Here is a 13482-nt window from a genome sequence, read left to right as displayed (position 1 = left end):
GCATCATGCGGGGGTCACCCGGGAAGACCACCGGGGGGAGTGGCCCTCGAATGGCCCTCTTGGGTCATGTGCGTCGCGGGGCCGCCCGCGTAGCCTCGAACGCGGGGTGTGGGGAACGAAAACGGGAGGTGGACGCGGTGCGCCGGCACGACCTCGATCTGCGCGTCCACGACCGCGTTGCGCTGGACGAGATCGAACTCTATGCCGAGATGCTGAGCGCGGTGGCGGCGGCGAAGGAGCCGCTGACCAACGCCGAGATCGACATGGTGCTCGGGCTTGGTCCCGGCGACGCCGGTCGTCGCGAGCTGACACCGCAGGATTGACGAACACTACGGTCGGTGACCGGGGACGTCCGCGAGGGACGTCCCCGGTCTCTTTTTTCGGCGGCGACGCGCCCGGCGCGCAGGTCCGCGCGCGCCGCGCCAGCGGGCCGTCCGGGGCGGGCGCCCGGACCGTCGGGCGGGGTGCGGCCCGGGGCGCATGTGGCGGCTGTAACCAATGTCACCTCGGCTTTCGCGGGGTCGTGCCGCGTGCCGCCCCGCGACGCCGGAGCCTCTGCGGGTAAACGCCGTTCGGGGCATCCCGGCGGGTATGCGACGCGCGGTCTAGGGCAGTCTTGTAGGGGAGAGGGTTGGGGAACAACAGCCGAAGCTGGGGCAAAGGTTCTTTTTACGGCTGGTTGCGCCTACGATCCTCTGCGGACTGTTCCGGCACATCAGGAGAACGACGTGCGCTTGCGTCTCACGCCGCGTGAGGACAGCTTCTACGACATGTTCGCCGACTCGGCGAACAACCTGGTCACCGGCGCCAGGCTGCTCGTGGAGCTCATCAGCGACGGCGCCGACCGGCCGGCGATCGCGGAGAAGATGCGCGCATGCGAGCACGCGTGCGACGAATCGACTCACGCGATCATGCGCCGGCTCAACGAAACGTTCATCACCCCGTTCGACCGGGAGGACATCTACCGGCTGGCCTCCACGCTCGACGACGTGATGGACGAGATGGAAGAGGCCGCGGACCTCGTCGTGCTCTACAAGATCGACGAGTTCCCCAAGGAGATCGTCCACATGGTCGAGGTCCTGGAGCGCGCCGCGGAGCTCACCGCCGAGGCGATGCCGCGGCTGCGGTCGATGAAGGAGCTCAACGAGTACTGGATCGAGATCAACCGGCTGGAGAACCAGGGCGACCAGGTCTACCGCAAGCTGCTGGCGCACCTGTTCAACAACGGCGGTCACGACACCCTGATGGTCATGAAGATGAAGCAGGTCATCGACCGGCTCGAGGAGGCCGCGGACGCCTTCGAGCACGTGGCCAACACGGTCGAGACCATCGCGGTCAAGGAATCATGAGCGCTGCGGACGGGCCGCCCGGCCGCGGTGGTCATACCGGCCGGGACGTCGGGGGGAAGGTCGGCGCGGTGCTGACCGAGCCGACGCCGCCGAGCGGCGAGCCGTCGCTGGCGCAGCAGGCGCGGCGGGGGCCGGACCGGTTCTGGCCGCTGCTCGGCATCGGCCTGCTGGCCGTGATCATCTCGGGCGCGGTGGGCCTCCAGTCGGAGGCGCAGACGGCCGTCCTCATCGTGGTCGTGCTGATCGCGCTGGTCTTCGACTACACCAACGGGTTCCACGACGCGGCCAACGCGATCGCCACGTCCGTGTCGACGCGGGCGCTGACGCCCCGCGCGGCGCTGCTGATGGCGGCGGTCATGAACCTGGTCGGCGCGCTGCTCGGCGTCGAGGTCGCCAAGACCGTCAGCGAGGTGATCACGCCGCCGGAGGGCCTGCACGGCCTGACGGTCGTCGCCGCGGGCGTGCTGGGCGCGATCACCTGGAACATGATCACCTGGTACTTCGGGCTGCCGTCGTCGTCCTCGCACGCGCTGATCGGCGGCGTGGTCGGCGCGGGCGTCGCGTCGGCGTCCGCGGTCAGCTGGGGCACGGTCGTGGACAAGGTCGCGCTCCCGATGGTGATCTCCCCGGTGGCCGGGTTCGGGCTGACGTACCTGGTCATGGTCGCGATCCTGTGGATCTTCCGGCGGGCCAACCCGGGACGGATCGGGCGCCGGTTCCGCATCGCGCAGTCGCTGTCGGCGGCGTCCATGGCCCTCGGGCACGGCCTGCAGGACGCGCAGAAGACGATGGGCATCATCGTCCTCGCGCTGGTCACCACCGGGCACTCGGACGGGAACAGCGTGCCGCTGTGGGTCATCCTGGCCTGTGCGGGCGCGCTGTCGCTCGGCACGTACGCGGGCGGCTGGCGGATCATGCGGACGCTGGGCCGCAAGGTGATCGAGCTGGACCCGCCCAAGGGGTTCGCCGCGGAATCGACCGCTTCGGTGATCCTCTACGCGACCGCCTACATCTGGCACGCTCCAATCTCGACGACGCACACGATCACGTCCTGCATCATGGGTGCGGGCGCGACGAAGCGGCTGTCGGCCGTCCGGTGGGGCGTGGCCGGGAACATCGTCACGGCGTGGATCCTGACGATGCCCGCGGCGGCCTTGGTGGCGGCCGTCGTTTACTGGATCGTGCACCTGTTCGGTGCCTGATCTGAGGCCGGCCGTCCGGTGCGATCTCCCGGCCGGTCCGCCGCCCGGTGCGGAGGACGGTGGGCCGGCTCGGGGCGAATAGGGTGAGGACGTGAGTGAACTGCGAGCGCGCGCGACGCTGGGGAAGGACGAGATCGCCGGGGCGCTGGCGGTCGCCGAGGCGGCCGCCGCGGCCGACGGGGTCGGCGCGCTGTCGGAGCACTCGACGCTCGCCCTGAAGGCCGGACGTCCCGGCCTGCTCGCCGTCGCGGACGGCGCGGTCGTCGGCTACGCCCGGCTCGACCCGGCGGACGGCGGCGAGCCCGCGTCCGGCGAGCTCGTCGTGCACCCCGGCCACCGGCGCCGCGGCCACGGGCGGGCGCTGCTGCGCGCCCTGGCGAAGGAGGCGGGCGGCCCGCTGCGCGTGTGGGCGCACGGCGACCTGCCCGCCGCCGCCGCGCTGGCGCGCGCCGAGGGGCTCGACCGCGCCCGCGCCCTGTTCCAGATGCGGCGCCCCGCCGCCGACCCCCTCCCCGCCGTCGCGGCCGCCGAGGGCGTCGCGCTGCGCGCGTTCCGTCCCGGCGAGGACGAGGACGCGTGGCTGCGGGTGAACGCGCGCGCGTTCGCCGACCACCCCGAGCAGGGCGCCTGGACGATCGAGGACGTGCGCGACCGCGAGGCCGAGGCGTGGTTCGACCCTGCGGGCTTCTTCCTCGCCGAGCGCGACGGCCGCCTCGTCGGCTTCCACTGGACGAAGGTGCACCCCGGCGGCATCGGCGAGGTGTACGTCGTGGGCGTCGACCCGGACGCGCAGGGCCTCGGCCTCGGCCGCACGCTGACGCTCGCGGGCCTGCACCACCTGCGCGACCTGGGGCTCGACCAGCTGATGCTGTACGTCGACGAGTCGAACACCGCGGCCGTCCGGCTCTACGACTCGCTCGGCTTCACGAAGTACGCCGTCGACGTCATGTACGCGACCACCGCCTGACCGGCTCTCCGCGGGCGCCCCGGATCCGGAGCGTTTCGTCCGAAGACGGTAGCCATACCCGGTTTGGCGCCGGATGACCCATCTCGTGTGGTCTCCGCAAGGGCGCATGCCCAGGAGTCCTTTACTGGACCGTGGGTGTTCTGAGCAGCGCTGTTAACCGTAAAGCCATCGCAAATCGGGGCATTCTTCGCAACCATGCCCGGCGTCGTTCACCGTCCGTTCACCCGGAGCGGGGTGGCTGGTCACCTCTCCTGCCTACCTTCAATTGCGACGGTGACCCCCCGCCCCTGGCCGACCCAGTGGGACGCCGGCCGGGGAAACCCGCCCTGACGAAGAATCAAGAGGAGACCCTCCGGTGAAGAACGGTTCCCGACTTGCCGCACTGAGCGGCGTGGTCGTCGCGGGGGCGCTTGCCCTGTCCGCCTGTGGCAGCGATGCCAACGAGACCGAGGCCTCGGCCAACGCGCCGGCCGCCGGCTCGATCGAGTGCGCCGAGGGCAGCATCAACGCCGCCGGTTCGAGCGCGCAGAAGAACGCCGTCGAGGAGTGGTCCAAGGCCTTCGCCGCCGCCTGCCCCGGCGCCACCCTGAACTACAACCCGACCGGCTCCGGCGCCGGCATCCAGGCCTTCACCGAGGGCCAGGTGTCCTTCGCGGGCTCCGACTCCGCCCTGGACGAGGAGGAGAAGGCCGCCGCGCAGCAGCGCTGCGAGGGCAGCCCCGCGCTGAACCTGCCGATGGTCGTCGGCCCCGTCGCCGTCACCTACAACCTCGAGGGCGTCGACAACCTCAAGCTCGACTCCGCGACCCTCGCGAAGATCTTCGCGGGCCAGGTCACGAAGTGGAACGCTCCGGAGATCGCCGAGCAGAACGAGGGCGTCAACCTGCCCGACACCGACATCAAGCCGGTGTACCGCTCGGACGAGTCGGGCACCACCGACAACTTCACCGACTACCTGAAGGCCACCGCGGGCGACGTCTGGAAGTGGGAGCCCGCCAAGAAGTGGCCGAACAACACCGGCCAGGGCGCCAACAAGTCCGACGGCGTCACCCAGCTGGTGAAGAGCACGGCCGGGAGCATCTCCTACGTCGAGTACTCCTACGCCAAGAACAACTCGCTCAGCACCGTCTCGGTGAAGAACGGCGCCGGTGAGTACACCGAGCTGACCCCCGACAGCGCCTCCAAGGGCGTCGCGGGCGCCAAGATCGTCGGCACCGGCAACGACGTCGAGCTCGAGATCGACTACACCGCCAAGGAGGCCGGGGCCTACCCGATCGTCCTGGTGACCTACGAGGTCGCCTGCGAGAAGGGCCTGCCGGCCGAGCAGGCCAAGTTCGTCAAGTCCTTCCTGACCTACACGTCCAGCGCGGACGGTCAGAAGATCCTCACCGACATCGGCTACGCGCCGCTTCCGCAGGCCGTGCTGACCAAGGTCCAGGCGTCCGTGAAGGCCCTGTCCTGACGACAGTCCGACCGACCAGCAGCCCCGCCGCCGAGGTACTCGGCGGCGGGGCCGGTCCGCGTTCGGCCGACGACGTGATCTTCAAGGAGGAGTCCCCGTGACCAGCGACACCGGCGTCGAGGCGCACGCCGCCGCGAAAGAGCGCGGCCTCGCCCGCGCGATGAGCACCGGCCGGGCCGGAGACAAGATCTTCGTCTCCGCGGCCCGCGGCTCCGGCCTCGCCGTGCTGGCGATCGTCGCCGCCATCGCCGTCTTCCTCATCTGGAAGGCCATCCCCGCGCTGCAGGACAACGAGGCGAGCTTCCTCACCAGCGAGGAATGGAACCCCAACGCCAGCCCGCCCGAGTTCGGCATCGCGCAGCTGGCCTACGGCACGATCATGTCGTCGCTGATCGCCATGATCATCGCGACGCCGATCGCGATCGGCATCGCGCTGTTCATCTCGTTCTACGCGCCGCGGCGGCTCGCGTCCGGGCTCGGCTACGTGGTCGACCTGCTCGCCGCCGTGCCCAGCATCGTCTACGGACTCTGGGGCCTGATCTTCCTGTCCGAGTACATGGACGACGCCGGCGAGTTCCTCAGCGCCGTGCTCGGCTGGATCCCGCTGTTCTCCACCGACAGCCCCGGCAGGAACTCGATGTTCGCCGCCGGAGTCGTCCTCGCGATCATGATCCTGCCGATCATCTCCTCGATCTCCCGCGAGGTGTTCCTGCAGGTCCCGCAGGCGCACGTGGAGGCGTCCCTCGCGCTCGGCGCCACCCGCTGGGAGATGATCCGCATGTCGGTGCTGCCCTACGGGCGCTCCGGCATGATCGGCGCCTCCATGCTCGGGCTCGGCCGCGCGCTCGGCGAGACGATCGCCGTCGCGATGGTGCTGACCTTCGTGCCCGGCATCAACTGGAGCATCCTCGAGAACGGCGGCAACACCTTCGCCGCCAACATCGCCAACAGCTTCGCCGAGGCGTCCGAGACCGGCCGCGGCGCCCTCGTCGCCTCCGGCCTCGTCCTGTTCGTGATCACGCTGCTCGTCAACATGGCCGCCCGCGCGGTCGTCGCGCGCCGCAAGGAGTTCGTGTGACCTCGCCCTCCCTCACCAAGCCGTCCGGCCCGACCGGCCCGAGCCTCACGTCGGTGTCGACGTCCCGGAAGATCAAGGACCGGGTCGTCCAGGGGCTCGTCTACCTGGCGTTCGCGCTCGCGGTCATCCCGCTGGTGTCGGTCCTGTGGACGGTCGTCGTCAACGGCCTCGAGCGGCTCGACCCGACGTTCTTCCAGTACTCGATGAACGCGGTCAGCGGCATCGACGAGGGCGGCGGCGCGTACCACGCCATCATCGGCACTCTCATGCAGGTCGGCATCACCACCCTGATCGCCGTGCCGATCTCCGTGCTCACCGCCATCTACCTGGTGGAGTACGCCGGCAACGGCCGCCTCGGCAAGGTGATCAGCTTCTTCGTCGACGTCATGATCGGCATCCCGTCGATCGTCGCGGGCCTGTTCGTCCTCGCGCTCTGGCTGCTGACCTTCGGCTTCGAGTACTCCGGCTTCGCCGGATCCCTCGCCCTGGTGATCCTCATGATCCCGACCGTCACACGGTCCGCCGAGGAGATGCTCAAGCTCGTCCCGAACGACCTGCGCGAGGCGTCCTTCGCCCTCGGCGTCCCGCGGTGGCGCACGATCCTGTTCGTCGTCCTGCCCACCGCCATGAACGGCATCGTCACCGGCATCATGCTCGCCGTCGCCCGCGTCATGGGCGAGACCGCGCCGCTCCTCCTCACGATCTTCTTCACGAAGGCGATCAACAACAACCCGTTCGACGGCCCCCAGGGCTCGCTGCCCACCTTCATCTGGGAGCAGGCCGGCGACCCGAACCAGAACTCGCTGGACCGCGCCTGGACCGGCGCGCTCGTCCTGATCGCCCTGATCATGCTGCTGAACCTGGTGGCACGGCTGATCGCCCGGCGCCGTTCCCCCGCCGACCGCTGACCCCGACCTCCGGCACGACCCCGATAGGAGCACCTGACCCATGGCCAAGCGGATCGAAGTCTCCGGGCTGCACGCCTACTACGGCGGCGTCCACGCCATCGAGGACATCTCGATGACGGTCGAGCCGCGCTCGGTGACCGCGTTCATCGGGCCGTCGGGCTGCGGCAAGTCCACCTTCCTGCGCACCCTCAACCGGATGCACGAGGTCATCCCCGGCGCCCGCGTCGAGGGCAAGGTCATGCTGGACGACGAGGACCTCTACGACTCGTCCGTCGACCCCGTCGCCGTCCGCCGCGTCGTCGGCATGGTGTTCCAGCGGCCCAACCCGTTCCCCACCATGTCGATCTACGACAACGTCGCCGCGGGCCTGAAGCTGAACGGCGTCCGCCGCAAGAGCCGCCTCGACGAGATCGTCGAGGAGTCCTTGAAGGGCGCCAACCTGTGGAACGAGGTCAAGGACCGGCTGAGCAAGCCCGGCGCCGGCCTCTCCGGCGGCCAGCAGCAGCGCCTGTGCATCGCCCGCGCCATCGCCGTGCAGCCGCAGGTCCTGCTGATGGACGAGCCCTGCTCGGCCCTCGACCCCATCTCGACCCTCGCGATCGAGGACCTCATCGCCAAGCTGAAGTCCCAGTACACGATCGTGATCGTCACCCACAACATGCAGCAGGCCGCCCGCGTCAGCGACCGCACGGCGTTCTTCAACATCGCCGGCACCGGCCAGCCCGGCAAGCTCATCGAGATCGACGACACCAGCAAGATCTTCACGAACCCGGAGCAGAAGGCCACCGAGGACTACATCACCGGCCGCTTCGGCTGACCCCCCGGTCGGCCTCCGGGCGCTGCGCGCCCTACGGCCGCCCGTGGGGCGCCCCTCGGGCCCGGCGCGGCGGCTCGCCCGTCCTCCGGGCGCTGCGCGCCCTGCGGCCGTCCGTGGGCGGCGCCGGTGGTCTCACGGGGGCGTCGCCCGGCCGCAACAGGCCACGCGCCCGCGCACCTCGCCTTGCGCGTGGTCTCGCGGGGCCATCCCGGCTGCGACGCTCCACGCGGTCACACGCCGGGGCGCGGGCGGGGCTGCTGGCTCGGTCCGTCGCCCGGCCTCCGGGCCCCGCGCGGCCTCCGGCCGTGTGCGCGGGGTCGGCGGTGGGTGGGATTGACCGCGTCTGCGGGGCGGAGTACAGAGGACGGGTGAGCGACGGCGATCCGCACGTGCATGTCGAGGTGAACCTTCACGCCGATGCGGCCGTGCGCGACCTCATGGCGTCCACGTTCGGTCTCGCGGGTGACCTGCCGAGTCGGGTGACCACGGGGTGCGGGCTGCGGGTGCCGTACGCGATGACCTCGCCGCGGCCGGAGAGCGTCACCTGCCCGGCCTGCCGCCGGCACGCGCACCGCAGGCACCTCCGCCTGGCCGACGAGGCCGAACGGATCGGGCGCATGCCCGGGATGAGCGCCGGGGACGGTGCGGGCGCGGTCGGGGCGGCGCGACGGCACCGTGAGATCGCCGAGAGGTTCCTCGGCGCGGAAAGCTGAAGTCAGGTCCTTGCGGGGGACTTTTCTTCGGTCTCGCCGCTGGGGCGGTCGTCGGGGACGAAGCGGTAGCCGACGTTGCGGACGGTGCCGATGAGGGCCTCGTACTCGGCGCCGAGCTTCGCGCGGAGGCGGCGGACGTGGACGTCGACCGTGCGGGTGCCGCCGAAGTAGTCGTAGCCCCAGACTTCCTGGAGGAGCTGGGCGCGGGTGAAGACGCGGCCCGGGTGCTGGGCGAGGTACTTCAGGAGCTCGAACTCCTTGAAGGTGAGGTCGAGGACGCGGCCGCGGAGGCGGGCCGTGTAGGTGGCCTCGTCGATCGTGAGGTCGCCGTTGCGGATCTCGCCGGGGTCCTCCTCGGCGTCGGCGGCCGCGGCGGCGCGGCCGACGGCGAGGCGGAGCCGGGCCTCGACCTCGGCGGGGCCGGCGGTCTGCAGGAGCAGGTCGTCCAGGCCCCATTCGGGGCTGAGGGCGGCGAGCCCTCCTTCGGTGACGATGCCCAGCAGGGGGCTGTCGAGGCCGGTGGTGCGCAGCAGGCGGCACAGGCTCTTGGCCTGCGCGAGGTCGCGGCGCGCGTCCACCAGGACGACGTCGGCGGGCGGCGCGTCGATGAGCGCGGACGCCTCGGCGGGCGCGACCCGGACCGAGTGCAGCAGCAGGCCCAGTGCGGGCAGCACCTCGTCGGACGGTTCGAGCGCGTTGGTCAGCAAGAGCAAACTGCTCAATGCCGCCTCCTCGTCTTGAAACAGACGTGGGACCCAGGCTGCTCACGCTCGTCCGCCCCGGTCATGGCCGGTGCGCGCGAGACGAGGCCATGCAGGGTGTTCGGGTGAACTCCCCGGCCTCGTTGCCCGGATCCCTGCCTTGAGCATATCCGAGCCCGCCGCGCCCGTCCCGGGTCGGGGGAGGCGGGTGAGATCCTGGGGGCATGGCGACAGGGACGATCCGGTACTGGGCGGCGGCGAAGGCGGCGGCGGGACGCGCGGAGGAGCCGTACGACGCCGGGACGCTCGCGGAGGCGCTCGCGGCCGCGTCCGCCGGGCGGGACGGGGAGTTCGCGCGGGTGGTCGCGCGGAGTTCGTTCCTCGTGAACGGCGACCCCGTCGGGACGCGGGAGCACGGGGCCGTGGAGTTGCCGGAGGGCGGGGTCGTCGAGGTCCTGCCGCCGTTCGCCGGGGGCTGATCTCACTCCGTGGTGCGACTCGGGCGGTTCGCCCGGGCGGTTAAGGTGTGGCGATCACGCGGGCCGTCCGGAGGAGAGACATGCGCAAGGCACTCGTGGTTCTGCTCGTCCTGGTGGTGGGCGGGCTGATCGCCGCCGACCGCATCGGGGTGCGCGTCGCGCAGGACGAGATCGCGCGGCAGGTCGCGGCGCAGGAGGGGCTCGGGCGGCAGCCGGACGTGACGATCCACGGGTTCCCGTTCCTGACGCAGGCGGTCGGCGGCGAGTACGACCACATCGAGGTGCTGATCGGGGAGTACACCGAGCAGGACGTGACGCTGTCGGGCGTCCGGGTGGACATGCGGGGCGTGCGGGCGCCGCTGTCGGAGATCGCGAACGGCAACACCGCGAACGTGACGGCGCGGACGGCGACGGCGTCGGCGGTCGTGCCGTACTCGGTGATCGAGGAGCGGGCGCCGAAGGAGGTCGAGGGGATCGCGCCGAAGGGCGAGAACCTGGAGGTCGACCTCGCGGGCGCGGTGATGGGGGTCCGGCTGTCGGGCAAGGCGGTCGTGTCGCTGGAGGCGACGGACGAGGGCATCGCGGTGACGCCGGTGTCGGTCGCGCCGGACGGCGGCCCGCAGATCCCGCTGGCGCTCGTGAAGCGGCAGCTGACCTGGTCGGTTCCGATCACCGACCTGCCGGTCGGGTCGCGGATCAGCCGGATCGAGCCGACGGCCGACGGGCTCCGCGTGTCGGCGACCGCGCAGAACGTCCAGTTGAGCGACCTGGAGAACGTGCGCTGACGGTGAACCGTTCCGGCCCGGCGTACGTGTGAGTGGCGTGGGCCCCACTGCGGACGAGGGACTGTTGCGCGCCCTCTACAGCGAGCACGGCGGACCCCTGCTCGGTTACGTGCTGCGGCTGACGGGCGGGGACCGGACGCAGGCCGAGGACGTCGTGCAGGAGACGCTGCTGCGGGCGTGGCGGCATCCCGAGGCGCTCGCGGGGCGGCCCGTCCGCCCGTGGCTGTTCACCGTCGCCCGGAACCTGGTGGTGGACGCGCACCGGGCCAGGCGCGCGCGGCCGCAGGAGACGGACATGGACGAGCAGGCCATGACGGCCGGGACGGACGACATCGACCGGGCGCTCGAGTCGTGGACGGTCGCGGAGGCGCTCGCGCAGCTCAGCCCGAGCCATCGGGCGGTGCTCGTCGAGACGTACTACCGGGGGCGGTCGGTGGCGGAGGCCGCCGAGGTGCTCGGCATTCCGCCCGGAACGGTGAAGTCCCGGACGTTCTACGCGTTGCGGGCGCTCAAGTTGGCGCTGGAGGAGAGGGGGCTGGCGCCATGAACGATCCCTGCACGGACGTGCGCGCCGCCCTCGGCGTGTACGTGGTCGGCGCCATCGACCCCGCGGAGCGGGCGCGGGTGGACGCGCACCTGGCCGGGTGCCCGGCCTGCCGGGACGAGCTGGCCGGGCTCGCCGGCCTGCCCGCGCTGCTCGGCCGGGTCGACGAGGAGCAGCTCACGCGGGTCGCGGGGCCGCCGCCGGAACTGCTGGACGCGCTGCTGGCGCGGGCGGCGCAGCGGCGGCGGGGGCCGCTGCGCGGCCCGCGCGTGCGGCGGTGGGCGCCGGTCGCGGCGGCGGCCTGCCTGACGCTCGCGGTCGGGGGGCTCGCCGGGGGCCTGATCGCCGCGGCGGGCGACGGGCCCGGGACGGCCGCCGCGCCGCCCGCGACGTCCGCGCCGCCCTCGCCCACCCAGGTGGTCACCGCGGAGCGCATCGCGGCGGCGAACGACGCGACGGGCGTCCGGGGCTACGTGCTGCTGTACGAGCGCACATGGGGCACCGAGGTCGAACTGCACCTGTCGGGGCTCGAGCGGGGCGCGCGCTGCCGCCTCCAGGTGATCGCCCGGGACGGCCGCAAGGACGCGCTCGGCAGCTGGTACGTGCCCTACGACGACGGGTACGGCGAGTACCGCGGCTCGACGATGTTCCCGCGCGGCGAGCTGTCGTCGTTCGAGATCGTCGGCCTCGACGGCGTGTCGGTGCTGACCATCCCGATGTGACGGCGCCCGCGCGGCGGCCGCAGGAAGACGCGGCCGTCCGGCGCGGTTGTACCGGACGGCGGCGATGGGAGGGATCACGTGGCGGACGTGCTCGGACCGGACGATCTGGGCGGCGACCTCGGCGAGCGCGCGACGCTCGTCCAGTTCTCCAGCGCCTTCTGCGCGCCGTGCCGCGCCACCCGGCGGGTCCTCGCCGACGTCGCGCGCATGGTGGACGGCGTCGCGCACGTCGAGATCGACGCGGAGGCGAACCTCGCGCTCGTCCGCAGGCTGGACGTCACCGGCACGCCGACCGTGCTCGTGCTGGACGCCGCCGGACGGGTCGTGCGGCGGGCCGCCGGGGCGCCCCGCAGGGCCGATGTGATCGCGGCTCTCGGCGCGGCCGTCCGCTGAAGGGACACTCCGGTGACCAGCCCTAAGACGAATGTCACTGTCTCGCAACGCGAGACGGATGTGACACCGCGTGGATTGTCGGCTTACCATCGTGTCCGTGCGTGACCGAACAGAGCAGATGCTCACGAAGCGCCGCGCGGTCGACTTCTGCCGCGTGGCCGCCTCGCTCTGTCGCATGGCCTGAGGCATCGAGCCCGACCGTTCCGAGCACTTTCCCTCTACTCAGCTCGTACGCACGCCTCACCGCCTGGAGCACCCCGATGCAGGTCGACCCGTGTGGGCCGCGCCCCGGCGCGTCCGTCCCGGAGTCCCGCCTCGTTTCCCGCTCCGTTCCGGCGGGCCCGGCCGGTCGCGCGACGGGGACCATCCGGCTCAAGAACATCCGGCTCGGTATCGATGCCGCCGCCCGTGCGATGCACGAGCACCCGCCCGCGCCGCGTCGCGGGGGCTGCGCGAAGTATCCGCTGATCCGACAATTCACCGCGAAGATTCGCTCCGACAGGGAGGTTCCCGCATGAGCCGCGCCGACGTTCTGGTGGACGCCAGCTGGGTCGAAGAGCACCTGGACGACCCCGGCCTCGTTCTGGTCGAGGTCGACGAGGACGTGTCCGCCTACGACAAGGGCCACATCCGTGGCGCCGTGAAGATCGACTGGAAGACCGAGCTGCAGGACCCGGTCCGCCGCGACTTCGTCGACAAGACCGGCTTCGAGGAGCTGCTCTCGTCCAAGGGCATCGCCAACGACGACCTGGTCATCCTGTACGGCGGCAACAACAACTGGTTCGCCGCCTACGCCTACTGGTACTTCAAGCTGTACGGCCACCAGAAGGTGCAGCTGCTCGACGGCGGCCGCAAGAAGTGGGAGCTGGACTCCCGCGAGCTGGTCACCGACGTGCCGTCCCGCCCGAAGACCGACTACAAGGCGCAGGACCAGGACCTGTCGATCCGCGCGTTCCGCGACGAGGTCGTCGACGCCATCGGCACCAAGAACCTGATCGACGTCCGTTCGCCGGACGAGTTCAGCGGCAAGCTGCTCGCCCCGGCGCACCTTCCGCAGGAGCAGGCGCAGCGCGCCGGGCACGTCCCGACCGCCCGCAGCATCCCGTGGTCGAAGGCCGCCAACGACGACGGCACGTTCAAGTCCGACGAGGAGCTCCGCGAGCTCTACACCGAGGCCGGCGTCGACCTGAACAAGGACACCATCGCCTACTGCCGCATCGGTGAGCGCTCGTCGCACACCTGGTTCGCCCTGCGCGAGCTGCTCGGCCTGGAGAACGTCAAGAACTACGACGGCTCCTGGACCGAGTACGGCTCGCTCGTCGGCGTCCCGGTCGAGCTGGGCGAGCCCAAGTAACCGTCCGC

17 protein-coding genes are annotated in these 13482 nt (G+C 71.4%); 16 read left to right on the top strand and 1 reads right to left on the bottom strand.

Annotated features, from left to right (window positions below; genetic code table 11):
• The first annotated feature begins 128 nt into the window (after nucleotides 1-128).
• From AB0L25_RS05360 to AB0L25_RS05320, 9 genes are all read left to right on the top strand, one after another.
• A complete protein-coding gene (locus tag AB0L25_RS05360) occupies nucleotides 129-323 on the top strand; it encodes a hypothetical protein (protein ID WP_325052979.1) in 195 nt (64 codons plus the stop codon).
• Between the two features lie 405 nt (nucleotides 324-728).
• Nucleotides 729-1349 (top strand): DUF47 domain-containing protein, encoded by a 621-nt coding sequence (locus AB0L25_RS05355; RefSeq protein WP_026404434.1) that lies wholly within the window; start codon nucleotides 729-731, stop codon nucleotides 1347-1349.
• Complete coding sequence (locus AB0L25_RS05350; RefSeq protein WP_500168870.1) at nucleotides 1346-2551, top strand: inorganic phosphate transporter; 1206 nt, start codon at nucleotides 1346-1348, stop codon at nucleotides 2549-2551. The genes AB0L25_RS05355 and AB0L25_RS05350 overlap by 4 nt, the downstream gene beginning before the upstream one ends.
• Before the next feature lie 91 nt (nucleotides 2552-2642).
• On the top strand, nucleotides 2643-3518 hold the full coding sequence (gene mshD / locus AB0L25_RS05345) for a mycothiol synthase (protein WP_500168869.1): 876 nt from the start codon (nucleotides 2643-2645) through the stop codon (nucleotides 3516-3518).
• Nucleotides 3519-3873: 355 nt separating this feature from the next.
• Nucleotides 3874-4980 carry a phosphate ABC transporter substrate-binding protein PstS gene (gene pstS / locus AB0L25_RS05340; protein WP_500168867.1) on the top strand — a complete coding sequence of 369 codons (1107 nt, stop codon included), beginning with the start codon at nucleotides 3874-3876 and terminating at the stop codon, nucleotides 4978-4980.
• 160 nt (nucleotides 4981-5140) lie between these two features.
• Nucleotides 5141-6058, top strand: a complete 918-nt coding sequence (gene pstC / locus AB0L25_RS05335) for a phosphate ABC transporter permease subunit PstC (RefSeq protein WP_500168902.1) — start codon at nucleotides 5141-5143, stop codon at nucleotides 6056-6058.
• Nucleotides 6055-6966 (top strand): phosphate ABC transporter permease PstA, encoded by a 912-nt coding sequence (gene pstA, locus AB0L25_RS05330; protein WP_500168865.1) that lies wholly within the window; start codon nucleotides 6055-6057, stop codon nucleotides 6964-6966. Before pstC ends, pstA begins: the two co-directional genes overlap by 4 nt.
• A 40-nt stretch (nucleotides 6967-7006) precedes the next feature.
• A complete protein-coding gene (gene pstB / locus AB0L25_RS05325) occupies nucleotides 7007-7783 on the top strand; it encodes a phosphate ABC transporter ATP-binding protein PstB (RefSeq protein WP_500168863.1) in 777 nt (258 codons plus the stop codon).
• A gap of 368 nt (nucleotides 7784-8151) precedes the next feature.
• Nucleotides 8152-8496 (top strand): hypothetical protein, encoded by a 345-nt coding sequence (locus tag AB0L25_RS05320; RefSeq protein WP_500168861.1) that lies wholly within the window; start codon nucleotides 8152-8154, stop codon nucleotides 8494-8496.
• A gap of 2 nt (nucleotides 8497-8498) precedes the next feature.
• Here AB0L25_RS05320 and AB0L25_RS05315 read toward each other — a convergent pair whose 3' ends face one another.
• Nucleotides 8499-9218 (bottom strand): winged helix-turn-helix transcriptional regulator, encoded by a 720-nt coding sequence (locus tag AB0L25_RS05315; RefSeq protein ID WP_500168860.1) that lies wholly within the window; start codon nucleotides 9216-9218, stop codon nucleotides 8499-8501.
• A gap of 203 nt (nucleotides 9219-9421) precedes the next feature.
• Here AB0L25_RS05315 and AB0L25_RS05310 point away from each other — a divergent pair, with 203 nt between their 5' ends.
• From AB0L25_RS05310 to AB0L25_RS05280, 7 genes are all read left to right on the top strand, one after another.
• On the top strand, nucleotides 9422-9676 hold the full coding sequence (locus tag AB0L25_RS05310; RefSeq protein WP_500168858.1) for a MoaD/ThiS family protein: 255 nt from the start codon (nucleotides 9422-9424) through the stop codon (nucleotides 9674-9676).
• 80 nt (nucleotides 9677-9756) lie between these two features.
• Nucleotides 9757-10461 carry an LmeA family phospholipid-binding protein gene (locus AB0L25_RS05305; RefSeq protein ID WP_500168856.1) on the top strand — a complete coding sequence of 235 codons (705 nt, stop codon included), beginning with the start codon at nucleotides 9757-9759 and terminating at the stop codon, nucleotides 10459-10461.
• Between the two features lie 28 nt (nucleotides 10462-10489).
• Nucleotides 10490-11008 (top strand): sigma-70 family RNA polymerase sigma factor, encoded by a 519-nt coding sequence (locus AB0L25_RS05300; protein ID WP_500168854.1) that lies wholly within the window; start codon nucleotides 10490-10492, stop codon nucleotides 11006-11008.
• Nucleotides 11005-11727 (top strand): anti-sigma factor family protein, encoded by a 723-nt coding sequence (locus tag AB0L25_RS05295; protein WP_500168852.1) that lies wholly within the window; start codon nucleotides 11005-11007, stop codon nucleotides 11725-11727. Before AB0L25_RS05300 ends, AB0L25_RS05295 begins: the two co-directional genes overlap by 4 nt.
• 78 nt (nucleotides 11728-11805) lie before the next feature.
• Nucleotides 11806-12120: a thioredoxin family protein gene (locus AB0L25_RS05290; protein ID WP_500168850.1), complete on the top strand. Its 315-nt coding sequence runs from the start codon at nucleotides 11806-11808 to the stop codon at nucleotides 12118-12120.
• Between the two features lie 118 nt (nucleotides 12121-12238).
• Nucleotides 12239-12304 (top strand): putative leader peptide, encoded by a 66-nt coding sequence (locus AB0L25_RS05285; RefSeq protein WP_353819285.1) that lies wholly within the window; start codon nucleotides 12239-12241, stop codon nucleotides 12302-12304.
• 330 nt (nucleotides 12305-12634) lie between these two features.
• Nucleotides 12635-13474 carry a sulfurtransferase gene (locus tag AB0L25_RS05280; RefSeq protein ID WP_500168848.1) on the top strand — a complete coding sequence of 280 codons (840 nt, stop codon included), beginning with the start codon at nucleotides 12635-12637 and terminating at the stop codon, nucleotides 13472-13474.
• The last annotated feature ends 8 nt before the right edge of the window (nucleotides 13475-13482 follow it).

It is taken from the genome of Spirillospora sp. NPDC052242 (assembly GCF_040679555.1).
In the GTDB taxonomy this organism is placed as follows: domain Bacteria; phylum Actinomycetota; class Actinomycetes; order Streptosporangiales; family Streptosporangiaceae; genus Spirillospora.
This window is presented reverse-complemented; position numbering and strand designations above follow the sequence as displayed.

Coding starts and splice junctions, on each gene's coding strand:
- AB0L25_RS05310 (WP_500168858.1), top strand. CDS start 9,422: ATGGCGACAGGGACGATCCGGTACTGGGCGGCGGCGAAGGCGGCGGCG.
- pstC (WP_500168902.1), top strand. CDS start 5,141: ATGAGCACCGGCCGGGCCGGAGACAAGATCTTCGTCTCCGCGGCCCGC.
- AB0L25_RS05350 (WP_500168870.1), top strand. CDS start 1,346: ATGAGCGCTGCGGACGGGCCGCCCGGCCGCGGTGGTCATACCGGCCGG.
- AB0L25_RS05295 (WP_500168852.1), top strand. CDS start 11,005: ATGAACGATCCCTGCACGGACGTGCGCGCCGCCCTCGGCGTGTACGTG.
- pstB (WP_500168863.1), top strand. CDS start 7,007: ATGGCCAAGCGGATCGAAGTCTCCGGGCTGCACGCCTACTACGGCGGC.
- AB0L25_RS05305 (WP_500168856.1), top strand. CDS start 9,757: ATGCGCAAGGCACTCGTGGTTCTGCTCGTCCTGGTGGTGGGCGGGCTG.
- AB0L25_RS05280 (WP_500168848.1), top strand. CDS start 12,635: ATGAGCCGCGCCGACGTTCTGGTGGACGCCAGCTGGGTCGAAGAGCAC.